The organism is Catenibacillus scindens (genome assembly GCF_014202115.1).
GTDB classification, from domain to species: Bacteria; Bacillota; Clostridia; order Lachnospirales; family Lachnospiraceae; genus Catenibacillus; species Catenibacillus scindens.
In genome coordinates, this window is record NZ_JACHFW010000008.1 from 16003 (window position 1) to 41666 (window position 25664).

Genomic DNA, 25664 nt, shown 5'->3' on the forward strand with positions numbered 1-25664 from the left:
ATTTTTCTTTAATTTTCCAAAGCAGTCGTGTCCGCGTTTTCTTCACCCTGACCGGACAGCGACGCCTGATACTGGTCAAAATATTTCTGCTTAATCCCGAGATACTCTGAGAGTCCATAATCTTCCATTTTCTGGAGATAGGAATCCCACTCTTCATCAATGCCGCCATTTAAAATCCAGTCTGCTTTCTTCTGCTCAGCGTATTTTTTGATATCCGTGTCAAGCTGTGACACTCTGTTCGTATCGTCAATACTCATAAATACATTTGGATAGACATATTGACTGTTCATATCTTCAAGGTAAGTCTCATGCATATTGTCCAGACGCCACTTGGCATCAGCCGGCTGGGTAACGTAGACATCGTAATATTCGTTCAGCACAGCCAGAGGGCCATTAACTGACTGAGCCTGCCGTACTTCTACAGGGGAAGCGTCGCCCAGATCCAGATGTTTTAACATTCCCCCGCCTTCCGCGTTGGTACTCAGTTCAAAAATGTTATCGGCGTCTTCTTCCCCGTAGGTCCCCCAGTTATTTTGTACCGACTGAAGGGGCGCGTACATCTGATCGATCCAGGCCGCGGCCAGAGCCGTATCCCGGCAGCTTGTGGTCAGCACGCATCTTCCGCGGTCAAAGCCGCTGGTCTCGCTGCCGTTTTGCCGTGTAATATTCACAAGGCCATCCGGCCCGGCCAGGGCCGGAAGCATGACATAATCCTCATAATTGTCAATGTTGGCAATGTCCCATGTAAAACACAGCCCGTATCTGTGATTTTTTCCTTTGGCCACATAGGTGGACCATTCCTGGGTAAATGCCTCCGGGTCTACAAGATCCTGCTCCACAAGGGAATGAAGCCACTTGATCCCCTCTTTGTAACCTTCCTGGACTGTGGTATAGATCACTTCACCTTCATCCGTCACGGCGAAATGATCTCCTGTATCCCCGTAACCTTCCCCAAAACCATTGATCAATATTGCCGGGTCCTGGTCACCGTTGTTGATGATAAACGACATGGGGATCACATCCCCCTCAATATTAAATTCAGTCTCAATGGCATCCGCGTTATCCCGGAAGGCGATAAGGACCTGCTCCAGCTCATCAGTCGTTTCAGGTACCTCAAGTCCGAGGAAATCCAGCCACTTTTTGTTAATATAAGGGATATTGCCAATAGCCTGTATCGCCTCTTTTCCTTCGCCGAGCTGTTCTATCCACGGGAAGGCGTAAATATGTCCGTCCGGGGCCGTACACATAGTCCTGTACTCCGGATATTTCTCAAATACTGCCTGGAGATTGGGCATATATTTATCAATAAGGTTTTCCAGAGGAATTATGATTCCCTGCTTCGCGTACCTGAGCAGATCATAGTTGCTCATCCCCGCCGTAAAAAGCCCGTCCGGAAGATTTCCAAACTGAGCCAGGGCAAGATTTTTCTTATCGGCAAACTGATCCTCCACAAAACAGGTCCAGTCAATATGGACATTCGTCTGTTCCTCCAGTCTCTGGAAAATCAGTTTCTCATTAGGATCCTGTGTGGTCGTCGCCGGAGCGCTTGTAATAAAGGACAGCTCTTTTGTCTCCGCCAACGGAAATGCGACCTCCTCTATCGGTGTATCCGGATCAATCTCCGCCACCTGGGCGCCTCTTCCGCCGCACCCCGCGGCAGAAAAAGCAAATATCATTGCCAGCCCCAATCCTGTCAGTCTCTTTATTTTTCTGTTCATTCTTTTCACCTTCCTAACCTTTTACAGAACCTACCATAATGCCTTTATCAAAATATTTCTGGAAGAACGGGTACATGATCAGCAGCGGCAGGCTGGATACAATAATCGTGGCATATTTCAGCAGCTCCGCCACCTTGGACATTTCCGCCGTACTCTGGATATCCGCGATCATGCCCGGCTGAGGCGTATTCTGAACAAGGATGGACCGCAGAACCAGCTGAAGGGGCTGCATGTCAGCGTCATTGAGATAGATCATAGCGTCAAAATAGCTGTTCCACATGCCTACAAATGACCAGAGGGCCAGCACGGCGATGATCGGCTTGCACACCGGCATCATAATCTTAAAAAAGTGCTGAAGCTCATTGGCTCCATCCAGCGAGGAGGCCTCCCGGAGTTCAGTTGGAATAGACTGATAATATGTTCTGGCGAGGATCATATTCCACACATTAAACGCTCCCGGGAGGATGATTGCCCAGACAGTGTTTACCAGATGAAGATTGTTGATCAATATGAATGTAGGAATCATTCCTCCGCCGAAAAACATAGTGATGACAAATATAATATTAAAAAACTTCCGTCCCACAAAGTCTTTTTTAGACATGGGATAAGCGGCCAGAAGCGTCACAAACACAGAAATAACTGTAAATGCTGCCGAATAAAAGAAGGAATTGGCAAAACCGCGCCAGATCATGGCATTTCCCAGCACCCGCCGGTAGGCTTCCAGCGTCCAGTCTTTAAAGTTAAAGCTGATCCCCTGATTATTAAGTACATTAGGGTCCATAAAAGAGGCCAGGACCACATAAGCCAGCGGCACAAAGACCGCGATGACAAACAGGCCAAGGAGCGTAAATCCCACACCAAGAATTACTCTGTCGGATAACCCCAGTTTCATTCGTCTTGTTTCCATCATCAAATCCCCCTTTATAATCCTTCGCCGTCATTAAGCTTCTTAACGACCCAGTTGACCAATATAAGAAGTATCACGTTGATCACTGAGTTGAAAAGCCCCACGGCCGTTGAATATCCATAGTCGCCATTGAGAAGACCAAGTCTGTATACATATGTAGAAAGGATCTCTGAAGCCGGAAGGTTCATATCTGTCTGTAAAGCGTAAGCTTTTTCAAATCCAATACTCATAATATTTCCCGCCTGTAAAATAAACTGGATCACAATAATATTTTTAATAGCGGGAAGCTGTACATATCGGATCTGCTGGAGGATATTGGCGCCATCCACGACCGCCGCTTCTTCCAGATCCTTGCTGGCGTTTGACAGGGCGGCTGTATACATAATAGATGACCATCCCGCCGTCTGCCAGATGCCGCTGGCAATGTAAATAGTTCTGAAAGCGCCCGGCATTGTCATCCAGTTTGTATCAATTCCGAGAAGGGAATTAATCGGACCTACCGGTGAGAGAAACATGCGGACCATACCGCAAAGGACGATAACCGAGATAAAATTCGGGGCGTAGATCAGAAGCTGGATTTTTTTTCGGATTCCGGTTCTTCGGATCTGATTCAGTAAAAGCGCCAGTATGATCGGTATGGGGAAACTCCACAAAAGCCCGTACACGCTCAACTTCAGCGTATTCATCAGATAATTCATAAAATCCGGCGAGGAGAGGAACCGTTTAAAATAATCCAGTCCCACCCACGGACTGCCAAGAACACCGTCAATAACGTTATAATCTTCAAAAGCGATGAGAATGCCGCCCATAGGACCATACTTAAAGATCAGTGTCAGTAAAAGCCCCGGCAGCAGAAAAAACACGTAAAGCTGCCAGTTCTTTTTAATATACTTCAGCTTTTCCCCGGACGTCTGTCTGGCAACCGCCGTGCTTTTTTTACGAAAAACTTTCATTTTTACACCCTCCTGTGTTTACATTTGCATACTCTGCACTTCTTTGAACGTTCTTTTTATGCACAGATTTGTTATTTGTTATGTTTATAGTACCATTCATTGTGCATAATGTCAATACTGTTTTTACATTTGCTCAAATTATTTATTTTACATTTGCACACACGCTATAATTACACAGCTATATGCACAGACAGTCTTTATAAATATCTGCCAACTTTGATTTTTACATTTGACAAATCTGCACAATTGGATTACATTAAATGTAACACTAAGATTTGAGAGGTAGGTCTTTATGGAAAAGAAAACGACCATTCAGGATATTGCAGACGCTCTGGGTCTTTCCAGAAATACAGTTTCAAAAGCATTGAATAACACAGGAGTCCTTGCCAACGAAACCCGTCAGAAAATTCTGAACAAGGCAGCGGAAATGGGTTACCGCCGGGTGATCTATCTGTCCCAGCCTGCCCCGGAAAAAACCGATGTAAAGGAACTGGCGCTGATCACTCAAAATATGCCCTACGGCTCTCATTTCGGCACTTATGCCCTGAATACTTTCCAGGAGCGGATCAGCCGGAATCACTGCCGTCTGTCTATGTTTCCGGTGAGAGATAAAGAAATAGCCTCAATGAGCCTTCCTCTGGGATTTAACCCGGAAAAAACAGACGGAATCATCTGTCTCGAACTTTTTGATACTGAATATATCGAAATGCTCAGCGCTTTAAACATTCCCCTCCTTTTTGTAGATACCGCCGCGGGCACTGACATGACCCGTATCAACGCGGACTTTCTCCTCATGGAAAACCACATGAGTGTATTTAATCTTACTGACAGGCTGATACAAAACGGACTTCGCCGTTTGGCTTTCGCGGGTAATCCTTATCACTGCCGTTCTTTTCTGGAACGCTACGAAGGCTTTATCCACGCCCTTGAGGCCAATCACCTTCAGTCCTGCAATTCCCAGTTTATGGGAAAAAGTGTTTTTGCCGACAAAAAGGTGCTTGAAGAGACTGTGCGCCGGACTCTGCAGCTCCCTGACGTTTTTGTGTGTGCCAATGATTTTGTGGCCATTGATCTGATCCGCGTCCTGAAAAAATGCGGAATCACAGCGCCCAAAGACGTTAAGATCACAGGCTTTGACAATGCCGCCGAGTCCAGACTCGTTGAACCCCATCTGACTACAGTTGATATTCCCAGTTCACAGATCGGATATATTGCCGCCGATATGCTTCTCTCCAGGATCAAGGCTCCTGATACTCCCTACCGGATCACCCACGTTCGGACCAGTTTAAAATTCAGAGAATCTACAGGGCTGCTCCAATGTTAAAATGGGGCCGGACAGACGTTTAGATCTGTCCGGCCCCATTTTGGCCTTATCCAGTTATTCCGGCGAATTATCTTCCGGGACAATGAGATTTAAAATAAACACAATAAGGAAGGATACAACAAGTGAGCTTCCCAAAATGTTCTGCACAAGCTGAGGACAGAACTGAAGAATGGACGGCACACTGTCGATACCAATGCCGATGGCCAGGGCAATACCTACGATCAGCTTGTTCCTGTAATTTAAAGGCTGCTCCCCGAGGAGCTGAATGCCGGACATGGTGATGGCCGCAAACACAGTGACTGTGGCGCCGCCAAGGACCGGCTGAGGGATCGTGGCCATAAAGGCGCTGAACTTAGGGAAAATACCCGCGGCCAGCATGATCACTGCCACAATGGTAAATACCCGCTTTGCCACAACCTTTGTGGTGCAGATCAGACCTACATTCTGGCTGTATGGGTCTGTGGGAAGCCCGCCGATGCAGGCGCCGATCATTCCGCAGATGCCCTGCCCTTTAATAGCGCCTCCAAGTTCTTTGTCTGTGGCCTCCCGGTTAAAACCTCCCATAGCCGTGGAGGACACATCCCCGATAGTCTGTACTGCCTGGACAATGTACATCAGGATCATCATCAAAATAGCGTCCGGATGAAATTCCAGGCCAAAAGCGAATGGCACAGGAAGGGCGAATACAGACGCCTGGGCCACATCTGAAAAATCAATGACGTCGCCCATAATCAGAGCTGCAACATAGCCCACGATAATACCAATGATCATACCGGAAACTTTAATATAGCCTTTTCCGAACAGGCTGCACCCTAAAGTTACCACCAGCGTTACAATGGCAAGTATCCAGAATTTCGGGGAACCGAAAGTCCCGTCCGCCTGGGCTCCTGAACCGCCGCCGATATAATTGATCGCTGTTTCATAGAGAGACAACCCGATACTTAACACTACAGTACCGCTGACAATGGGTGGAAAAAACTTTCGTATTTTTCCTATAAACATGCCAATAAAAATAGAGGCAAAGGCGGCCACAAGCTGAGACCCGAAAATGGCCGCTATCCCATACTGGGTTCCAATCATCGTGAGAATAGGCATATAGGCGAAAGCCACACCCATAACACTGGGCAGCCCCATACCAAATCCTAAAATCGGAAATAACTGTAAAAGTGTGGTCAGACCGCCAATAATCATGGCTGCCTGGATCAGCATTGTCTGCTGAGCGTCTGTAAGGTTCAGTGAACTGGCAATAAGCATAGGCGGTGTAATATTTCCCACCAGCATCGCCAACACATGCTGCAGCGCTTGGGGAAAAGCCGCGCCGAAAGACGGCTTTCCGTTAAGCTTAAACAGCTCCCCGCTGCGCTTAACATCTGCTTGTGCTTTCATTTTCATTCCTCCTGAGTTTTTCTATAATGCAAAAAGGCCTCCGCTGTGCGGAAGCCTTTTTGATTCCATCATCAGTCTACAGAAACGATCTCGCGTTTGTTGTAAGACCCACATTTTTTGCAAACTCTGTGAGGCATCATTAACTCGCCACATTTGCTGCACTTCACTAAAGCCGGAGCTGTCATTTTCCAGTTAGCTCTGCGGCTGTCGCGTCTTGCTTTAGAAGATTTATTTTTTGGACAGATAGACATGGATCACACCTCCTTAAAATTCTTAAAAATATCCCGGATCGCCGACATTCTAGGGTCTAATGACTCCCGGTCACATCCGCATTCGCCAAGATTTAAGTTCTGTCCGCACTTAAAGCAGATTCCCTTACAATCTTCACGGCATAATGTTTTCATAGGGAAATGAATCAGGATCTCATTTGACACTAACTGGTCAACATCCAAGCTGCTATGATCAATATAACTTGTCTCGTCCAGATCATTAATACGGTCTTCGTCAGACATCTTTAAATCAACTGTCTTCTCCACATCCAGGGAAAATGGTGTGACTACTTCCTCCAGGCACCGGTCACAGGGAATGGCAAGGGCAGCCTCGATTCGGCCTGAAATAGTGATCTCACGGTCGCCTGTATTGGTAATGTTCAGCCGGACCATCTCCTTCTTAATAAAAGGATAGGACTCCCCGCCGACGCAAAAAGCGTCCATCTCTATGGGAATCTGATAATCCACACTTTTTCCCGGAGTTGACAACAGTTCAGAAATATTTATTATCATAGGCATCTCCCAAATTTCATACGATTGTAATTATACATAGCCATAAGCCTTTTGTCAACATAAAATTTAAAAACTGTAAAGTATTTTTACTTGACAGCTTACTATTCACAGTCGATTTGAAGCAGGAACCTCCGCCAACCTATCCGCAAATGGCCTGACGGTAACAACAGAGTCAAAAAATATCCCGTCTTGGAGTGTTTTTTCATATCACAGGAAACACTGTGTATAGAAATAAAAACCCCGACAGACGCCGGGGTTTTTATTACTTCTTCAGCAATGCTACAGTCTCGCGGCAGATGGCCAGCTCCTCATTGGTAGGAATGGTCATCACAGCAACCTTGGACTCTGGAGTAGAGATGATAATATCTTCCCCTCTCACAGCGTTCTTTTCCTGGTCCAGTTCAACGCCAAGATATCCGAGATAAGCGCAGATATCCGTGCGCACATAGCGGTTATTCTCGCCAAGACCTGCGGTGAAAGCGATGGCGTCCACACCATTCATGGCGGCCACATAAGCGCCGATGTATTTTGCAACTCTGTAAGCGAAAACTTTCATTGTCAGGAGGGCTTCCGGCTTTCCGGCAAGACTGTCCACTTCCAGATCCATGAAATCGCTTGTATATCCGGATACGCCAAGGACACCGGACTTTTTGTTGAGAACTTCCATCACGCCGGCAATGTCCAGATTTTCTTTCTTTGCGATAAATTCCACAATAGCCGGGTCAATATCACCGGAACGTGTTCCCATAATCAGGCCTTCCAGAGGTGTAAGACCCATGGATGTATCTACAGATTTGCCATACTTAACTGCGCAGCAGCTTGCACCGTTGCCAAGATGGCATACAATTGTTTTTACCTGATCGTAAGGTTTTCCAAGAAGCTCGGCAGCCTTTTTGGAAACATAGCTGTGGCTTGTCCCGTGGAAGCCGTAGCGTCTGATCTTATATTTCTTATAATATTCAATAGGCAGACCGTAGAGATAAGCTTCCTCCGGCATTGTCTGATGGAAAGCTGTATCGAACACGCAAACCATAGGTGTGTCCGGCATAATCTTTTTGCAGGCGTCGATACCCATTAAGTGAGCCGGATTATGAAGGGGCGCCAGTTCTGAGCATTCTTCAATAGCCTTGTACACTTCATCGGTCAGAATAGTGGAGGAATCAAATTTCTCACCACCGTGAACGATTCTGTGTCCTACAGCGTCGATCTCGCTCATATCTTTGATCACACCGATTTCCGGATCTGTGAGAGCTTCGATAACCATGGAAATAGCTTCAATGTGGGTAGGCATAGGAGCTTCCTTGCGGATCTTGTCATGACCTGCCGGCTGATAAACAAGACGGCTTCCGTTAATGGCAATACGCTCGCACAAACCTTTGGCCAGAACAGCTTCAGTGTCAGAATTAATGAGCTGGAATTTCAGGGAAGAACTCCCACAGTTAATGACTAATACATTCATTGGTACGTGTCTCCTTTTTATTAACATTTCTGTATATCGCAACAGCCCGGCTATCCCTGATGGCTGAACTGTTTCTACACATGATACATGAATATTATATAATAATTAGGCATTGTATACAAGGGATTTCTCCATTTTTTCTTCTTGATACCGCCTATATTCTCCGCTATAATGATAGAATACTGTCTGTTATGACCGGAGCATTTATCTCACATCAGGAGGTTTCTATGAAAGTTCTTGGCATTATCGCGGAGTTTAACCCGCTCCATAAAGGGCATGAATATTTGCTTTTGCAGGCCAGGGAGAAGTGCCGCGCCGATTACACTATTGTCATTATGAGCGGGAACTTTACCCAGAGGGGCGAGCCGGCCATTTTTGACAAGTTTATACGGACCCGGTGGGCTCTGGCCTGTGGGGCCGACGCGGTTCTTGAACTGCCCGCTGTAGCTGCCACCGCCAGCGCCAAAGATTTTGCCCGGACAGGAGTCTCTGTCCTTGCCGGCACCGGCGTCGTCTCCCATCTGGCTTTCGGCTGTGAGAATGCCAGTCTCCCTCTGTTAGACGCTCTGGCCGATTTTCTCATGGAGGAGCCTCCAGACTTTCGCCGCGCCTTAAAAGAAGGATTAAAATCAGGCCTCTCCTGGCCCGCGGCGCGCAGTCAGGCTCTGAGCCGTTCCTTTTCCCCGCCGGATATGGTACATCAAGATAGCCCCCAAAAGAAAAAACAGGAGGATTTTCTGTCAGATCTTTTAAAACAGCCCAACAATATTTTGGCTCTGGAATACCTTATGGCTTTAAAAGAACTGTCCGGCGGCCAGTGTCCCATCCGGGCCGTCCCTGTCCAGCGGGTTCACTCCGGCTACCACGACGAAAGCCTGGACACTCCCATATGTTCCGCCACCGCCCTGCGCCGGGGAATTATTGAAAGGCTTGACCCTTCCTTGTGGATTTCACAGTTCCCCGAAACTATACGCGCTTGTGTGGCCAAACATTTAAAGACTATCCCTCCTGTGACCGTCAGCGATTTTTCCCAGGCTCTCGGCTACCGGCTTATGACCACTGACAGAAACGATCTTCAAAGTTATCTGGATATAGACAGAGAGCTTGGTCATCGCATTGCCGACTATATCGAATTTTATACAGGTTTTGAAGAGCTTTGCCGCGATCTATCCGTCCGGTCCTATACCGCCACCCGCGTCCGGCGGGGGCTGCTCCATATCCTTCTAGGTATCCGCCAGGAGGACAGAAAGATTCTGGAGAGGGAACATTACGCGCCTTATCTTCGTCTTCTCGGATTCAGGAAGGAATCCTCCGACTTGTTAAGCGCTATCAAAAAGCAATCCCAGCTCCCCATTATCACCCGTCCGGCAAGAGCTTTGGAACAGTTAGAGAGCCCCGGTGCAAGGCGGCTATTTAACCTGGATGCCTTTGCCTGCGCCCTCTATGACCAAACATTAAGTATAAAGAGTCACTCACCGGTGATCCATGAGTTTCGCCGCAAAATTATTACCTTCTGCCAGTAGACATTACCGCGGGATCACCTGTCTGTAGTATACCCATCCTTCCCGGCGCATAAACTTTACTAATCTGTTTTTATGCCGGGAGGCCTTTTTGAAAAAATATCTTCTTCCTGTTATTTTTTTTCTCATCCTTCTGATTACCCTCCCATCAATCTGCGCGCAAGGCGCCCGTTTTGGGCTTACACTTTGGTTTAACACCATCATTCCCACCCTTTTTCCTTTTATTCTTATGACAAACCTTCTCCGGGATCTTCATGGCATTGACTTTCTGGAGAGAATTTTCGCTCCGATAATTACACGGCTTTTTAAGACAGACAAAAGTGGAGCTTACCCGGTAGTCCTCGGTTTTTTGTGCGGCTATCCTATGGGCGCTAAAGCTGTGTCCGACAGCTATTCCCTTGGCCGGATCAGCCAAAGACAGGCACTCTATCTCCTCACCTTTGTCAACAATCCAAGCCCGGTATATATGATCAGCTATGTTGCCGACTTTACTCTGAACAGCTCAAGGCTGGCCCTGTGGATCGTTGCCGTTTCTCTTATAAGCTCCCTTGTGGCGGCCCGGCTCATTCACCCTTTTTTTACCCGGACTTTGCCATGGGAGAGGAAGCCGCGCAAAGCTCAGTCCCTGACTCTGAAAGCTCAGTCGGCAGATCATTTGCCAGACCAAAATGCGCATGTCCAAAAAAATGACACAGCCTCCGGAAATCTGTTGGATACATCTATTGTCAGTGCCTGCGAATTGCTTGTAAAAATTGGCGGATACATGATCCTCTTTTCCATTCTCTCCCAATGCATCGCCGCCATTCCCGGAATCTCTCCTCTGGCCGCCGGTCTTATCGCCGGTCTCCTGGAACAGACCACCGGCCTTGGACTTTTACAGCAGATGCGGCTGCCTCTGGAAATAAAAACAGTCCTCGCCATGGGATTTATATGCTTTGGCGGTCTGTCCATACTGGCACAAACTTCAAGCGTCATCCACAGGCAAGGACTGTCTGTTAAATACTGTATTCTGGGAAAAATTCTGACTGCGTTTTTGGCTATGGCTCTGATGACCGCTGTGCTGACTTTCACAGGGTAGCACTAAAAGCCCCCTATGTACCTGTCACATCAGTCGATATCATCATAATCAAATTCGTCATCGGAGAAGTCATCATCGTCATCGTCCACCACAGGCTCAGACTTTGACGCAGCCGCTGCTCTGGACGAAGGTCTTTCTTCCTGTTCCGGCTCTTCATACACCGGCTCAGTAATAGCAGATTCTTCAACCGCAGACATATCCACAGACGGCACAGCCTCGCTGGACACAGAGGCTGAAAGCTGGCTCTCCAGAGCGTCTTTATTGCTGACAAGGATATCGTAGTTATAGGAAAGGCCGTCGATGAGCGCCTGGGAATTAGCCTTAGCGCCTTCCAGTGTGCGGCCTACAATCGTCTCAAGATTTGTGATCAGCTCCTGGGTATACTCCAGAGCACTGCGGCGAATACCTTCCGCATCTTCGTTAGCCGCGTTAATGGTTGCCTCAGCCTGGGCATTGGCGTTATTCATAACTTCCTCCGCTCTCTCATAAGCCTTCAGCATGATCTCATGCTCTTCCACAAGAGAATTGGTGTAGGCCGTTGTCTCTTCCACCATCTTTTCGGCCTGGGCCTGGGCGTCGCTGATGATTTTATCCCGGTTGGCAATGATCTTCTGATAACGTTTGATCTCCTCCGGAGTCTTTAATCTCAGCTCTGTGAGCAGCTCATATAACTCATCTTTAGGCACGATTACCTTGGACTGGGAAAAAGGCTGTGGTTTACAGCTCTCAATAAATTCTTCAATTTCATCAATTAACTGTTCAATTCTGCTCATACTTGCTTCTCCTTTACCTGCACATTACTTTCTATCTACACAGTTGTACTTTTCTTTTAATTTCTCCGCCACATAAGGTGGAACAAAGGCGGAAATGTCTCCGTTTTGGGAGGCATACTCCCGGACAACACTGGAACTCAAATAGGAATACTGGACATTGGTCACAAGAAAAACAGTATCCATTGTGGGACAGACAATACGGTTGGACTGAGCCCACTGAAGCTCATACTCGAAATCCGTCACCGCCCGAAGGCCGCGGACAACGATGGCAGCGTTGCACTCAACAACAAAGTCCACAAGAAGCCCCTCAAAATAGCGGATCTCAACATTCGGGATTTCCCCACATACTTCCTTTAACATATTAACACGTTCCTGGGCAGAAAACAACGGCGTTTTTGCACTATTATGTAAAACACCAATAATCAGCCGGTCCACCATGGCGGCTGCTCTCTTTATAATATCGATATGACCATTAGTCACCGGGTCAAAGCTACCGGGATAAACGGCTATGCGCATAATCTTTACCTCATTTTTTCTCAATAAACATATGTTTATTGGTTTTGTATATCTTTTCCTTATATATATGCAGAGATAGATCCTCCACATAGTCAAAGGATGTATGAAGATCCGCCTCCACAACGATAATAGTATATTCATCGACGAGGCAGGAATGTGCCAGATATTCCAGGACACTTCTCTCAAGGTTCTTCCCATAGGGAGGATCCATAAAAATAATATCAAACGGCTGTCCTTCCCGCTCCAGCAGTCGCAGGACTGACAACACATCCTTGCGCAAAACTCTGCCGTAATCCTGCAGATGTGTAAACTGAAGATTCTCTTCAATACAATCGGCGGCTTTTGACATCTGCTCTGCGAAAATAGCGGTCTTAGCCCCCCTGCTCAGGGCCTCTATACCAATGGCTCCGCTTCCCGCAAAAAGATCCAGGAAACGGCAATCTGCCACATAGGGAGCCAGCACATTAAATAAAGTCTCTTTAATTCGGTCTGTCGTAGGTCTAGTCTCCATCCCGTCAATGGTTTTAAGCGGCAGATGTCTTGCTTTTCCCGCAATAACTCTCATAATCTCCTCTTTTCCCATATGGCACAGTTAGTAACAGTTTTTGTCCACCCAGCTCTGATGGCTGAACTGTTACCACAGTCATATTATGCCGTCTGAAATATGCTATTTCTATTTTATTCTACTTCCTTCATTTGTCAAGACTTTACCGAAAAAAAAGCAGGGCAGTTTCTATCCCCGTCTCCAAAAATCTCTGTTTTTGGTGAGGATTTCCCTGTCCTGCTTCCCCTAAGCTTACCGGCTTATCTTTTCATAAGAAAACCAGTCAAAAGCCGCGCTGTTATCGCTCATCTGTCCATTGCCGCTGGCAAACATGCCAACATATGTGCCGACCATGCCGCCGACGATCTCTGGATTGATCACCCTGGCATCAGCATTTTCATAGATACATGTCATAGTGACACCGTCGCCATAGTAGAAATCGCACCGCTGCCCCCGAACCTTTACCCCGATAACTACTTTCCCGCCGGAATATTCCACGCAGGCAAGCTCCTGTTGATGGCGGGTGTATGTAAATCCGGGCACATGGGGCGGAACCTTAAAGTCCGCAGTATTGACGACCAGGCGAAGAATCTGACGGCCGTCCGAGGTGGCCCGCTCCAGGCGCATCTGATGGCCGCTGGCCTGCATAATCACCAGACCTGCCGTGTCATTTTCTTCCGGAACAAATTCCATCTCCATGAAAACATCAAAATCAATATCTGTCTGCCGGCGTCCCACGAAACTTACGGTATTCTCCGGATCTGTAATTTTCGGACGGTCACGCAGAGGCTTCAGCGGATCACAAATCCCCCGCTTAAAGCACTTTAAAATGAGGCGGCTATCACCGATGGAATAAAAATCGCCGTAGGGTGTTCCCCAGAAATTCCAGACAAAGTCTAAGGTGTCCTTATCAAAATCATCTTTTGCCGGCGCCTGAGGGTAAGGTGTCCACGGCAAAGTCTCATCTGCCGGATATTCCCAGTCAACTTTTCCGCTTCCCGGAGAAAATACAGGCCAGTCCCGCTCCCAGATCACCGGGCATATGTAAGTCTCACGTCCCAGGTTTTTGTGCTGACCCTCAATAATCCTGGACGCCAGCATTACCGCGTACCATTTGCCGGAAGGCGTCTGGACAAGATCAGCGTGACCTACATTATCAATGGGATAGCCAAAGCCAAACTGACGGTGTGTCATCACCGGATTGGCCGGATTGCCTTCATACCATCCAAAAAGTGTCTTGCTTCTGGCCACAGTTACCGCATGATAATGTTCTGTGCCGCCCTCAGCGATAATCAGATAGTAATAATCACCCACTTTATAAATATGAGGTGCCTCCGGGGATGTGGCTACTCTCAGGGCACAGTCCCAGATCGTTGCCGGCTCTCCCACCGTCTTCATTGTCTCAATATCAAATTCACAAATCCAGATACCCCGATCCATAGTGCCGTCAGCTCTGGCTACCACATTGCCTGTTCCAAGGACATAGGCTTTTCCGTCATCGTCAAAAAACAAAGAGGCGTCGATCCCAGGGACATCATCCAGCCAGTGAGGCTGTGACCATGGCCCTGCGGGATCTTTCGCGGTTACAATAAAGTTGCCTTTATCGCAGAAATTAGCGTTAATGATATAATAAAGTCCGTTGTGGTAGCGGATCGTTGGCGCCATAACGCCTCCCGCTACAATATTAGCCTCCACATAAAAACCATTTTCTTTGGTCATGGCATAGCCGATCTGCTCCCAGTTGGCCAAATCTTTGCTGTGAAAAACAGGAATTCCCGGATACATCTCGAAACTGGAGCAGATCATGTAGAAATCATCCCCTACCCGGCAGATGGAAGGGTCCGGATAAAATCCTGGTAAAATAGGATTTTTAATCATATGTTGGGACATTTGCGTAAACCTCCTGATCACTGATAAGAAACTATTGTTTAAAAATTCACATTTATTTTACCATTAAACTAATTAAAATTCAACAAAAAAGGTACAGATAAAGACACCTTTTACAAAGGTTTCTTCACTGTACCCTTTCTGTCAGACATTATTTCCCTTTTGGGGCAGCGTTGTCTGGATTACTGAGGCATTTTTCCGGACATCTGCTCTTCCTGACGGCGAATCATCTGGCGGACCATCTCGCCGCCAACAGAGCCGTTCTGGTAAGATGTGAGATTTCCGTTATAGCCGTTAGTTAAAGGCACACCAAGTTCACTGGCCACTTCAAATTTGAATTTATCCAGCGCAGCCTTAGCTTCCGGCACCTCCGGTGTATTGGTTGAACTGTTCTTCATAACCTATACCTCCTGTTTGTAGATGTCCCTGCAAGGTTTGTTTCCTGGTGACACTATTATTATTGCCTCAACTACGGGAAATACTCTGGCAAATACTGTTACAAGACAAGTCCATCCCCGGCTCTGTCCATATACCGCTCCAGACGTTTTTTCAGCTCCTGTCCGGCACTGTCCCCGGTCCAGTCCTTTTCCTCAGCAAATTCCCTGGCGCTTTTTGACGCTTCTTTTAATAGGTCCATATCATTAAAAATATCACCGATCTTAAATTCCATAATGCCGCTCTGTTTCAGGCCAAAGAGATCCCCCGGTCCCCGAAGCTTTAAATCCTCACCGGCAATATAAAAACCGTCATTGGAGCGGACTAAAACTTCCAGGCGCCTCTGGGCCTGAGGCTTATCAGAGGTATTGACAAAAATACAGTAAGACTGGGCGTCACCGCGTCCAACCCGCCCACGAAGCTGGTGAAGCTGGGCAAGGCCGAAACGCTGGGCGTCCTCAATCATCATAACGGTGGCATTTGGCACATTTACTCCCACCTCCACCACTGTGGTGGAGACGAGAACCTGGATCTTTCCCAGGGCAAAATCTTCCATGATCCGGTTTTTTTCTTTCGGTTTCTGCTTGCCATGGAGATATTCCACAGTGACAGAATCCGGAAGAGACTCCCGCACTATTTTTGTATAATCCACCACATTTTCCCCATCCATCATCTCGCTCTCCTCCACCATAGGGCAGATAATGTAAGCCTGATGACCCTGAGCCACCTCTTTTTCAATAAAGCGGTAGGCTGTGGCTCTGTATTTTTTTCCGACCACACAATTTTTTATTGGAAGGCGCTTTGCCGGCAGCTCATCAATAACGGAAATATCCAGATCGCCATATAAAATCAGTGCCAGCGTGCGGGGTATAGGGGTGGCACTCATAACTAAAATATGCGGCGTCTGCCCCTTTCCAGCCAGAGACTCTCTCTGGCTGACGCCGAAACGGTGCTGTTCATCGGTGACCACAAGGCCAAGACAGTCATAGTTTACCGCCTCCTGGATCAGAGCATGGGTTCCCACAATAATATCCGCCCCGTGTCCGGCTATAGCCTCATAGGAGGCCCGCCGTTCCCTGGCTCCCATGCTCCCGGTCAGAAGCACTGTGGTCACACCAAAAGGTTCCAATAATTTTTGGAAAGTCTCATAATGCTGTCTGGCCAGGACTTCCGTGGGAGCCATGATACAGCCTTGGTATCCGTTCTTCGCCGTCTGTAGAAGTGCCAGCGCTGCCACAATCGTCTTCCCCGAACCCACATCTCCTTGTATCAGACGATTCATCACCACCGGCGAGGCCATATCCGCCTGGATCTGATCCCACGTCCGAAGCTGGGCACTGGTAAGATCATAAGGAAGGGAAGCAATGAGAGCATCACACTCAGAGCAGGATTCCATGACATAGTGATTTGGCGTCTGGCAGGTGTGCTGTCGTATCTGCCCCAAAGCCAGTGAAAAAATAAAAAACTCATCAAACACAAGACGCCGCCGGGCCGCCAGCATAGAGTTCCAGTCTTTTGGAAAATGAATCTGCCAAAGAGCGTAATTATATTCGGCCAGCTTATATTTTTTCCTGAGATCTTCTGGCAAAAACTCCCGGGACAAATCTACATTTTCAAGGGCCTGAGCCATAAGTCTTGAGATCAGCTTATTGCTCACGCCCTCCGTCAGCGGGTAGACAGGCTGCATCGCGTTCTGTTTCTGTTTATATTCCTCAGGGGTAAAAATTTCCGGCTGCTCGATGGTAAGACTTCCCCGCCGTACTTTCGCTGTTCCCCTGAAAATATAGGTCTCTCCTGCCTTTAAAGTATTTTTCAAATAAGGCATATGGTACCAGGTCATATAAAGCATACGCCCCGGCCCCCGTGTCTTTACAGACACCGACGGCGTCGTTCTTCCCCGGCTTACCGCCGGCGGTCCGCTAAGTGTACAAACTACCGCGGCTGTTTTGCCTTCTTCCACCTGTTCCGGAAAAACAGGCTCTCCATAAATATCATAATTTCTCGGATAATATTCTAGCAGATCCGCAACAGTAAAAATATTCAGGCGCGCCAGCATCTGCCGGGTCTTCTCTCCCACGCCTTTAAGCTGGGCAATATCACTGTATAATTCCATTTATTCTACAGACACAATATAGTAATAAATGGGCTGTCCGCCGCTCTGAACTTCCACGTCACAGTCCGGATATCTGGATTCTACCTTTTCAGCGAGAGCTGCGGCGCCCTCTTCTGTCACATCCTGACCATAGTAAATACTGATCAGTTCAGCGTCCACATCCATCATGGCGTCAATAAGGTCGGCTGTGGTTTTGGCAATGTCTTGACCTACGGCCATAATACCGCTGTCACCGATGCCCATAATGTCGCCCTCTTTAATGGTCTTATCATCAATCACTGTATCACGGACCGCATAAGTCACCTGGCCGGACCGCACAGCAGACATCTCCTGGGTCATGCGCGCCTCATTCTCGCTGGATGGCTGTCCCGGAACATAGTTGATCAGAGCGGTAATCCCCTGAGGGATGGTCTTTGACGGGATAACAATGATCTCCTTATCTTTCGTCAGTGACTGAGCCTGCTGAGCCGCCAGGATAATGTTTTTATTGTTAGGCAGTATATAGATGGTATCCGCATTGACCTGGTCAATGGCATTAAGCATATCCTCCGTGCTGGGGTTCATAGTCTGTCCGCCTTCAATAATATAGTCCACGCCAAGCCCGGTAAAAATCTCGCTTAATCCATCGCCGACGCTGACACTGATAAAACCGCACTCTTTTCTTGGCTGATCCTTGGCCTGAGCCTTCGCCTGATCTTCCTCAAGCTGCCGGGCCGCGGCGCTCTCGGCGTCTTTGATGACTTTCTCCTGATGTTCCTCCCTCATGTTGTCGATCTTCATACTGGTGAGGGAGCCATAGCTTAATCCCTTCTGAATAGCAAGTCCCGGATCATTGGTATGTACGTGGACTTTGACGATATCGTCCAGCCATACACAGACAATAGAATCACCGATGGATGACAGGTAAGCTTTAAACTCCCGCTCTCTATCCTCATTAAAGGGCTTTTCAAGCATTATAATAAACTCAGTACAATAGCCAAATTTAATATCCGCTGTGTCAATATCTTCCCGAGCAGATCCCACAGCCGCCAAACGCTCATCTTTCGATACTGCAGGCTCATCAAAAGACAGATCTGTCTCCTTGCCGATCAGGCAATCATAAGCGCCTTTAAGGACTTCCATAAGCCCCTGCCCGCCGGAATCCACAACACCGGCCTGTTTGAGAACCGGAAGAAGTTCCGGTGTCTGGGAGAGAACATAGTCCCCGTGTTCAAGGACAATTTTAAGGCCTTCCTCAAGATCGTCACAGTCAATAGCCACTTCCTGGATCTTATCAGCCATTCCCCTGGCTACAGTGAGAATGGTTCCCTCCTTGGGTTTCATAACCGCCTTGTAAGCGGTCTCTGTAGCTCTGGCAAAGGCATCGGCCATAACAGACATGGTGATCTGGTCACAGTCCCGGATCTCCTTTGTAAAACCCCTGAAAAGCTGAGACAAAATGACGCCTGAGTTTCCTCTCGCACCTCTGAGAGCGCCCATAGATATGGCCTTGGCCAGATTATCCATGGTCGGCTCGGCAATCTGGCGCACTTCCTTAGCCGCCGCCATAATAGTCAGTGTCATATTCGTTCCCGTATCGCCGTCAGGCACAGGAAAAACATTCAGCTCGTTGATCCACTCCTTTTTCTTTTCAATTCTATTGGCTCCCGCAAGAAACATCTTCTGAAGCATTCCGGCATCCAATATTTCGATAGCCACTGTAAGATTCCTCCTTAAAACTTGTAATTAATCAATCACCCGGACACCTTCAACAAAAACGTTGACTGTGCCTACTTTTATTCCGGTGAATTCTTCCACTTTATAGCGGACATTATTCATAAGATTATCGGCCACAGTGGCAATGCTTACACCATACGCGACAATAATATGGAAATTTATATGAAGCACATTATCTTCAATGGTAACGTCGACGCCTTTCGCCAGACTGTCCCGCTTTAAAAGCTTCGTCAGGCCATCTTTCATACTGACCATTGCCATACCGACAATACCAAAGCACTCAATGGCCGCCAGACCGGCATATTTGGCGATAACGTCAAGATCAACATTAATCTGACCCATATCCGTAATTACTCGACCCTTCATAGCTATACCTCCTGTACACACATTATATGTTGCCGTCCACACGCTGGACAGTAACCATCATACTTTGTATTATACCCGTTTTCTTTCAAAAAGAAAATGCTATTTTGTAATAAATTTTATCCTTTTTTACTTGCAATTGCATATTTTTTCTGTTAAAATGGGCTTGTTGTGAACCTGTAATGGTTAATTTAACTCAAGGAGGTGCTTTAAATGGCTAAATGTGCAATTTGTGATAAAGGGGCTCACTTCGGTATCCAGGTATCTCACTCACATAGAAGAAACAATAAAATGTGGAAATCCAACATCAAGAGAGTGAAAGTAAACGTAAACGGCGCTGCTAAGAAGATGTATGTTTGTACTTCCTGCTTAAAGTCCGGTTTAGTTGAAAGAGCTTAATAGAATCCGCAAGGTTCGGCTTCCATGCCGTTTCCATAAAAAGCCTTCGCGCATAAGCGCGAAGGCTTTTTATGTTTGTAACTGTTCAGTACCTTCACAGTTACTTATGTTCTATGATAACTGTTTGGGGTAGCCCGGCCTTCGGCCGGGCAATTAAAGATCAGTCCGCATAGTAGGTAAATTCATCGTTGGCGAAATTGATCCGCACACCATTGAGGAGAATATAATTTTTCCCTGCCTCAAGCTGCTCTCCATTTAAAAAGGTGGAATTGGTAGAGTAATTATCGCAAATATAGTATGCGCCGTCAATTTTATGTATAATGGCGTGCATACGGCTCACCGCCGGGTTATCGGTCAGCAGATAATCCGCCATTCCCGGAATTTTACCAATCTTAAACTCGTCTTTGTTAATGACCACTTTTTCCCCGTTCTTTTTCCGGATCATATAAGGGAATGCCGCAGGTGCCGCCGGTTCGGGCGCCTTCTCCTGGCTGATATCATCCAGACGGATCTCAGGAATTTCAAATTCATCTTTCTTTGGTTTCTCATCAGGCGTCTCAAAAGAAATATTCAGAGGGGACTCTTTTTCTTCTGACAGAGATTCCAGTGGAATCATATCCGGCTGAACCTCCGGTTCCGGTGAAGGTGTCTGCACCGGGCTCGGCTCCGGTTCCGGAATTGCCGGGGATGGGATCACAGGGGACGCCTCCACAGATTTCTTCATTGCCGGTGCAACCTTTTCTTCCTGCTCCAGGCTGTCCAAAAAGTCAATAAAATCTCCGGGATTTAACTTCTTATTCCGGTTGATATAATTAATGATCTTTCCAATGTATTCCAGATTTTCAGAGTCATCATACTGCATGTTGACGATCAGTTCCCGGATATAACTGCGCAGCGGCTTTGCCGAAAGACCGCTGTTGACTGCCGGGACACATATAAAACGAAGACTTCCTGTCTCCTCGGATACATAAACCAGATCTGAATCTAACAGGATGTATCTGGGATCAATATTTTTCTCCACACCGTACAAGAGGGCATCGGCTACTGCGGCAAACAGCGCGATGGTATCCCTCATGGTCATCTCTTTGTGAAGCTGGCTCCTCAACGATACCCGGCCGGTAATATCATAATAAAAATGATGTTTATCCGACTCCGCATAGATCAGAGGACTATTCCACTCACTGAGAGCTTTGGCAGCTTCCTCATCGGTCATAGCAGCCGAAGGAAGCCTTAATGTCAGCGTCTTTTCAAAGGGCGCTGTGTCCATTTCAAATTTATCAATATTCATTTCAATTACCTCCTGGCATAAAACATTTATCTATGAGCAATTAAACATATTGTAGCCAAGCACAAGAAAGAAGATCAGCACACACAAACTCAGAAGGCTGAATTTCATCAGCAGCATGATAGCCATACCGATGGCGATCCAGAACAGCACAAAACCGATGAGTTTTTTCATGGGATTCTCCGGGGCGTTCTCTTACAAATATTCTATGCGCCTATCCCTCTTCTTGTGCATGGCAAGGATAAAAGATCATCTGATGAAGGCGGCAAAAGGCATCATATTAACTTTCTTCATTCCCGCCGTCGATAATATCATCTACCGCCTTTTTCACATCCTCGTCCATATCCGAATGTTTTTTATCAGGCATAAATTTATTCACAAGTTCCGGAACAATGTCAATGATCTTGGAAACCATATCCTGAGGCTGGTTTACAGGGATCATGCGAGTCACGCCATTAGAGATCACCAGGACGGCGGCAGGTTTTATTTTGCCTCCAAGACCTCCGCCCGCGCTGTTTTTATCAGACTTTTCCCAGGCTCCGGCGGCGACGCCAAAAGACACGTCAACAAGTGGAACGATGATGGTATCCTTTACCGTAACTACATCGCCCACAACGGTTTTCGCTGAAATAAAGCTGTCCATCCCTTTAAAAAGAGATTCTACAGTTGTTGTAAATTTACTTGACTTTTCTGCCATGTCTGTAAAATACCTCCTGACTTATTTATAAGTTATAACTTTTTGAAAAACCGGATCGTCTGACGCACATTTTTATCAAGAAAGAGCGCCAACGCCGCGTAAACAAAAACCGCAATACGTATACGCCCCCGGACATCCACCCAGCCCTTAAAAATCTCCTTCTCAAAATCCGGATAAAGGGCTACCTGATCCTTAAACACGGGATAAAGCAAGCTTAAACCTCCAAGGGCGTATCCTGTGGCCGCCGGATCGTCAAAGCCAAAATAAACTTCTCCTTTCAGCTTCACAGGTTTTATATGCCTCAATATTCTAAAAATAATCTTTTTCACTTTGCTTAAAGCAGCTTTTGTCTCCTCCCTCCGAAAGATATCCATGATTCTGTCCTTTTTCTCACGGATATGGGAGAGTTTTTCTAAAAGGTTTCGGAACTTTTCCCTGATCTGTGACAGCTTTTTGGCAAAACTTTCTTTGATCCCTTTGAATTTCAGGATCATTTTCTGAAACCAGTTCTTTTTCCGGCCTTTGTTCTCCCCTGTCTTGACGTTACTCACAGTTTTGCCAGCCTTCATCCTGCTTTCGGTATCCTCATTTTTTTTGATATCCGCAGTTGTATCAGCCATCACTTTTTTTTCGGCAATCACAGGTTTTTTAGAGTCTTCCCGCTCCTGCTTTATGGATATATCTTTTGGGGGTGGGGTTTTGTCCTCTTTCTTTTTAGTATTATCGGAAGATTTTTTTTCATTCCTCCGGCTGTCAAAAAGGCTCTTTCCGAAAATCCGAACGACAAATCCCATATCTTTGCCGCCGGAATCAAACCAGGCTTTTATACTCAGTATATGAAACAGCCAGTGGACCTGAGCCTTTCCCCGGAAACTGTCTTCATATTCTCCATGAACCCGATAACGGACCGGAACAAATAATACCACACATACACAAAGAAGGATAAGGCCCAAAACAACGGCAAGGATAATCCCTATAATTTTTAAGATCAACAAAATGATATGTAGCATTACTGTGCTTCCCTCCAGCCTTTTAATATCAGCTTTGCTGTTTTAAAAACGCCCGGATATTCACCTGCCCTGTGGCGCTGTAGGCATCTTGGGCCATCTTGGCGAACAGATCAAAAGCCTGTGCTTTTCCAGGGGCCACCCCGGCGATAATAATTTCAGAAGATCTATGAATCTGTCCTTTTAAATACAACGCCTTTATAATTTCCGGCATATCTTTGCCCTCAGGGATAATAATAAAATAATAGTCTCCCGGATATTTTCTAAAACGGAACCGGCGGCGTATCGCTGCCGGCGATTCCTTTATATTTTCGTCCACATAAAGCGGACGGTGCCATTGAATCATAACAACCACTTCCCCGGCCGTCTTAAACGACCTTTGCGTTCATCATATCCGTCAGTATATTTTCAACGGCCGCCAGCTCATATTGCTGGGTACAGCCCTCAAGACTCTGACGGATACTGTCCCTTACATCCTCAAGGCGGTCAAAAGCCACCGGCATCTGGTCGAAGGCCATAGCGATAAGACTTCGCTTCATTAGCTGTCCACAGGACTTAAAGGACCGGTCATACACTTCTTCCAGCCTGCGGATCATATCAGCGACAGTCTCCTGTCCCACAGTGGCGTAAGTTGCAAGCTCTGTCACATCCACCCTGGAACCGGGCATAAAAAGGCGCTGGGCGGTGCGCAGGGCTGTAAATACGCCGCCAAGCATCATTCCATCGATGCACCTTTTGTTTTTCTCATAGATTTCCTCAAGGGCGTCCTCCATCATCATGTGTTCGCCCATATACTTCTGCTCCCCCTCCACGGTCTTTGACAGGCCGCCAAGGATATCCTCATCTATATCAAGGAAATCACCGCTATCCACAGCTTTTAAGTAGGCGCTTAAAATACCGCAGAGACGGTCCCATTCCGGGGATGGATGTACTTTATAAGGCTGCACAATCAAAAGGATATATAAATCATTGATCATATCTAAAAGATCAAGACCATTGCCAAGCTCCTTAGCAACCATAGTGGCCGCCACTGCCAGCTTTGCCGTAAAATCACGGCACTCATCCTTTGTCGCTTCTGCCGGCTCCGCCCCTTTAAACTGGGCAGCTATGGCGTAAAGCTGGCTTTCGCTCCGGTTTAGCCGGTCAAGAACCGGGAGGCTGGCGCACCGCTCCATGCGGGCAAAAAAAGCTTCCGCCATATCATTTCTGGCTCCTGTATAGCATAAGCAGCTCTTCTCCAGCAGTTCAAAAAACTTGGATGTGGTCAGACGCAGAGGGAGTTCCCCAAAAACCGCCTGTATCCGCTCGTTGACCATCCCCGCGTCCTGCTTCTGGGTAATATAGGCCATCACCTTCTCTGTCATCTCCCGGACATCAATAACAGACAGGCTTTCCTCAAATTTGTAGGAGAGACGGTTGAAAATATGTTCATAAAGCTGAAAATAATGGAGATACTCTTCCATAGTATCCATAGTCTGAATGACTTTTGTTCTGACCTCGTCCAGTTTTGCCAGATCGCCGGTAAAGGCGCCGGTTTTAGAGGATGTCAGATCTCTGGTAATCTGAGTCACCGTTCCCAAAACTTTCCGGGCGATACCGTCCTCATCCTTGGCCAGAAGATCATACTTTTCTGTAAAATCCAGTGCAAATCTTCCAAGAGCCAGCCGCTCATAAGATGAAAACATCCACTGGCTGTACGCTCCCAGATTCTCTTCTGGATTATTGCCATTTTTTAAATCTTTAATCAACCGGTTCATATTCATGTCTTTTAACGACCTTTCATATATAGTGAGTTTCCCGACAAAGGGGCATAATACCACTGAAAGCGCGGCGCAAACCTTGCTTCTGGCACTGCGCCAATCCTTTCTTTTGGAAACTGCCAGCGCAGATTTTACTTAACGTGAGTATGGGTAAAGAGATGATCCTGGCAGTACTCATAATTCCCATTACATTTGGAACAGTAACGAAATTCCAGAGTATCATCATCAAGCTCGGTACGGCCGCACACAGCGCACCGGTGTCTCGCCCCTCCGGGGTAAGACCCGGCACCTTTAGGAGACGTCCCCCGGTTGCCTCTGTATCCGGCAGACGCACCATAACCTTTAGCGGCCGCTTTCTTATACACATACTTCCGATGGATCTGCCGTGGCGAAGGTCCCTTTTTGCGCATAAAGGAAATAAAATAAAATAAAAAGTTGATCAGGGCCACAACAATGGCCACACGGGTTCCCCAGCCACCCTGAATAAAAGACCAGGCCAAAAGGACTACGTCCAGAATCGCCAGCCACTTCATCCGTACAGGGATGATAAACATGACAAGCACCTGCATATCCGGGATGATGGTAGCAAAAGCCAGAAACAGGGACAGGTTAATGTAATAGGTGTCCATGTAAAAATAAAGACCTGAAAGCCCTGTCACCAGGTAGACAATAATCGCCGCGAGGACTGTGCCGATAACGCCGGTAAAGTAATAGAGATTAAACCGGAAAGCTCCCCACACCTGCTCCAGGGTATTTCCCAGAAGATAGTAAAAATAGAGGGAAAATATAACAAAAATCGGATTATTGCTGGGAGAGTTGAGAAGAAATGTAAAGATCCGCCACACTTCTCCATGGAGAATGCGCTCCGCGTCCAGGCAGAAGTAGGTATAATATACTTCCGGCATGGCAAAGCTCAGGAAAAAGCCGATAGCGTACAGCACAATAATATATCGCATCAGATTCTTGATGGCGTATCTGCCAAATTTTCGTTCAAGTTTATCTAACATAAATTGATAATTCCTCACTTTCTGCAACAAACAAA

General features: G+C 47.0%; 26 protein-coding genes. 4 read left to right on the forward strand and 22 right to left on the reverse strand.

Features of this window, described 5'->3' with window-relative positions; all coding sequences use genetic code 11:
• Nucleotides 1-8 precede the first annotated feature (8 nt).
• Genes HNP82_RS10350 through HNP82_RS10360 form a run of 3 tightly spaced genes read right to left on the reverse strand, consistent with a single transcriptional unit; the run spans nucleotide 9 to nucleotide 3578 of the window.
• The gene (locus HNP82_RS10350) at nucleotides 9-1718 is read right to left on the reverse strand and encodes a type 2 periplasmic-binding domain-containing protein (protein WP_183774162.1); all 1710 of its coding nucleotides are present in this window, start codon (nucleotides 1716-1718) and stop codon (nucleotides 9-11) included.
• Between the two features lie 13 nt (nucleotides 1719-1731).
• Nucleotides 1732-2628: a carbohydrate ABC transporter permease gene (locus HNP82_RS10355; RefSeq protein ID WP_330599536.1), complete on the reverse strand. Its 897-nt coding sequence runs from the start codon at nucleotides 2626-2628 to the stop codon at nucleotides 1732-1734.
• Between the two features lie 11 nt (nucleotides 2629-2639).
• Nucleotides 2640-3578: an ABC transporter permease gene (locus tag HNP82_RS10360; protein WP_183774165.1), complete on the reverse strand. Its 939-nt coding sequence runs from the start codon at nucleotides 3576-3578 to the stop codon at nucleotides 2640-2642.
• 292 nt (nucleotides 3579-3870) lie between these two features.
• Between HNP82_RS10360 and HNP82_RS10365 the strand changes: the two genes are divergently transcribed.
• Complete coding sequence (locus HNP82_RS10365) at nucleotides 3871-4902, forward strand: LacI family DNA-binding transcriptional regulator (protein ID WP_183774168.1); 1032 nt, start codon at nucleotides 3871-3873, stop codon at nucleotides 4900-4902.
• Between the two features lie 54 nt (nucleotides 4903-4956).
• Here the strand turns inward: HNP82_RS10365 and HNP82_RS10370 are convergent, their stop codons facing one another.
• The 4 genes from HNP82_RS10370 to HNP82_RS10385 form a co-directional block, all read right to left on the reverse strand.
• A complete protein-coding gene (locus HNP82_RS10370; RefSeq protein ID WP_183774171.1) occupies nucleotides 4957-6288 on the reverse strand; it encodes a uracil-xanthine permease family protein in 1332 nt (443 codons plus the stop codon).
• Nucleotides 6289-6359: 71 nt separating this feature from the next.
• The gene (gene rpmF / locus HNP82_RS10375) at nucleotides 6360-6539 is read right to left on the reverse strand and encodes a 50S ribosomal protein L32 (protein ID WP_183774173.1); all 180 of its coding nucleotides are present in this window, start codon (nucleotides 6537-6539) and stop codon (nucleotides 6360-6362) included.
• Nucleotides 6540-6542: 3 nt separating this feature from the next.
• Nucleotides 6543-7070: a YceD family protein gene (locus tag HNP82_RS10380; protein WP_183774176.1), complete on the reverse strand. Its 528-nt coding sequence runs from the start codon at nucleotides 7068-7070 to the stop codon at nucleotides 6543-6545.
• A 262-nt stretch (nucleotides 7071-7332) separates the two neighbouring features.
• On the reverse strand, nucleotides 7333-8529 hold the full coding sequence (locus tag HNP82_RS10385) for an acetate/propionate family kinase (RefSeq protein ID WP_183774179.1): 1197 nt from the start codon (nucleotides 8527-8529) through the stop codon (nucleotides 7333-7335).
• 227 nt (nucleotides 8530-8756) lie between these two features.
• Here HNP82_RS10385 and HNP82_RS10390 point away from each other — a divergent pair, with 227 nt between their 5' ends.
• Together HNP82_RS10390 and HNP82_RS10395 are read left to right on the forward strand one after the other, a co-directional pair.
• Nucleotides 8757-10052 carry a tRNA(Met) cytidine acetate ligase gene (locus HNP82_RS10390; protein WP_183774182.1) on the forward strand — a complete coding sequence of 432 codons (1296 nt, stop codon included), beginning with the start codon at nucleotides 8757-8759 and terminating at the stop codon, nucleotides 10050-10052.
• An 88-nt stretch (nucleotides 10053-10140) separates the two neighbouring features.
• A complete protein-coding gene (locus HNP82_RS10395; RefSeq protein ID WP_183774185.1) occupies nucleotides 10141-11127 on the forward strand; it encodes a nucleoside recognition domain-containing protein in 987 nt (328 codons plus the stop codon).
• Nucleotides 11128-11156: 29 nt separating this feature from the next.
• Here the strand turns inward: HNP82_RS10395 and HNP82_RS10400 are convergent, their stop codons facing one another.
• The 8 genes from HNP82_RS10400 to HNP82_RS10435 all read right to left on the reverse strand — a co-directional run bounded on the left by HNP82_RS10400 (nucleotide 11157) and on the right by HNP82_RS10435 (nucleotide 19477).
• Entirely contained in the window at nucleotides 11157-11900 is a 744-nt protein-coding gene (locus tag HNP82_RS10400) for a hypothetical protein (protein WP_183774188.1), read from the reverse strand.
• Nucleotides 11901-11924: 24 nt separating this feature from the next.
• Nucleotides 11925-12416, reverse strand: a complete 492-nt coding sequence (gene coaD / locus HNP82_RS10405) for a pantetheine-phosphate adenylyltransferase (RefSeq protein ID WP_183774191.1) — start codon at nucleotides 12414-12416, stop codon at nucleotides 11925-11927.
• Nucleotides 12417-12426: 10 nt separating this feature from the next.
• Entirely contained in the window at nucleotides 12427-12981 is a 555-nt protein-coding gene (rsmD, locus tag HNP82_RS10410; RefSeq protein ID WP_183774194.1) for a 16S rRNA (guanine(966)-N(2))-methyltransferase RsmD, read from the reverse strand.
• 231 nt (nucleotides 12982-13212) lie between these two features.
• Nucleotides 13213-14850, reverse strand: coding sequence for a glycoside hydrolase family 43 protein (locus HNP82_RS10415; protein ID WP_183774197.1), 1638 nt, complete (start codon nucleotides 14848-14850; stop codon nucleotides 13213-13215).
• Nucleotides 14851-15029: 179 nt separating this feature from the next.
• The gene (locus HNP82_RS10420; protein ID WP_183774200.1) at nucleotides 15030-15245 is read right to left on the reverse strand and encodes an alpha/beta-type small acid-soluble spore protein; all 216 of its coding nucleotides are present in this window, start codon (nucleotides 15243-15245) and stop codon (nucleotides 15030-15032) included.
• A 98-nt stretch (nucleotides 15246-15343) separates the two neighbouring features.
• Nucleotides 15344-17395 (reverse strand): ATP-dependent DNA helicase RecG, encoded by a 2052-nt coding sequence (gene recG / locus HNP82_RS10425; protein ID WP_183774203.1) that lies wholly within the window; start codon nucleotides 17393-17395, stop codon nucleotides 15344-15346.
• Nucleotides 17396-19093, reverse strand: a complete 1698-nt coding sequence (locus HNP82_RS10430) for a DAK2 domain-containing protein (RefSeq protein ID WP_183774207.1) — start codon at nucleotides 19091-19093, stop codon at nucleotides 17396-17398.
• Nucleotides 19094-19120: 27 nt separating this feature from the next.
• Nucleotides 19121-19477, reverse strand: a complete 357-nt coding sequence (locus tag HNP82_RS10435; protein WP_183774209.1) for an Asp23/Gls24 family envelope stress response protein — start codon at nucleotides 19475-19477, stop codon at nucleotides 19121-19123.
• A 210-nt stretch (nucleotides 19478-19687) separates the two neighbouring features.
• Between HNP82_RS10435 and rpmB the strand changes: the two genes are divergently transcribed.
• Entirely contained in the window at nucleotides 19688-19873 is a 186-nt protein-coding gene (rpmB, locus tag HNP82_RS10440) for a 50S ribosomal protein L28 (protein ID WP_183774212.1), read from the forward strand.
• 160 nt (nucleotides 19874-20033) lie between these two features.
• Here the strand turns inward: rpmB and HNP82_RS10445 are convergent, their stop codons facing one another.
• The 7 genes from HNP82_RS10445 to HNP82_RS10475 form a co-directional block, all read right to left on the reverse strand.
• Nucleotides 20034-21161 (reverse strand): FHA domain-containing protein, encoded by a 1128-nt coding sequence (locus tag HNP82_RS10445; protein WP_183774215.1) that lies wholly within the window; start codon nucleotides 21159-21161, stop codon nucleotides 20034-20036.
• 30 nt (nucleotides 21162-21191) lie between these two features.
• Entirely contained in the window at nucleotides 21192-21332 is a 141-nt protein-coding gene (locus tag HNP82_RS10450; RefSeq protein WP_183774218.1) for a hypothetical protein, read from the reverse strand.
• 106 nt (nucleotides 21333-21438) lie between these two features.
• A complete protein-coding gene (locus tag HNP82_RS10455; protein WP_183774221.1) occupies nucleotides 21439-21855 on the reverse strand; it encodes a GerW family sporulation protein in 417 nt (138 codons plus the stop codon).
• A 32-nt stretch (nucleotides 21856-21887) separates the two neighbouring features.
• Entirely contained in the window at nucleotides 21888-22865 is a 978-nt protein-coding gene (locus HNP82_RS10460; protein WP_183774224.1) for a DUF2953 domain-containing protein, read from the reverse strand.
• 28 nt (nucleotides 22866-22893) lie between these two features.
• Nucleotides 22894-23208, reverse strand: a complete 315-nt coding sequence (locus tag HNP82_RS10465; RefSeq protein ID WP_183774227.1) for a hypothetical protein — start codon at nucleotides 23206-23208, stop codon at nucleotides 22894-22896.
• A 22-nt stretch (nucleotides 23209-23230) separates the two neighbouring features.
• Nucleotides 23231-24619 carry a hypothetical protein gene (locus HNP82_RS10470; RefSeq protein ID WP_183774230.1) on the reverse strand — a complete coding sequence of 463 codons (1389 nt, stop codon included), beginning with the start codon at nucleotides 24617-24619 and terminating at the stop codon, nucleotides 23231-23233.
• Between the two features lie 134 nt (nucleotides 24620-24753).
• The gene (locus HNP82_RS10475) at nucleotides 24754-25629 is read right to left on the reverse strand and encodes a rhomboid family intramembrane serine protease (protein ID WP_183774233.1); all 876 of its coding nucleotides are present in this window, start codon (nucleotides 25627-25629) and stop codon (nucleotides 24754-24756) included.
• Between the last annotated feature and the right edge of the window lie 35 nt (nucleotides 25630-25664).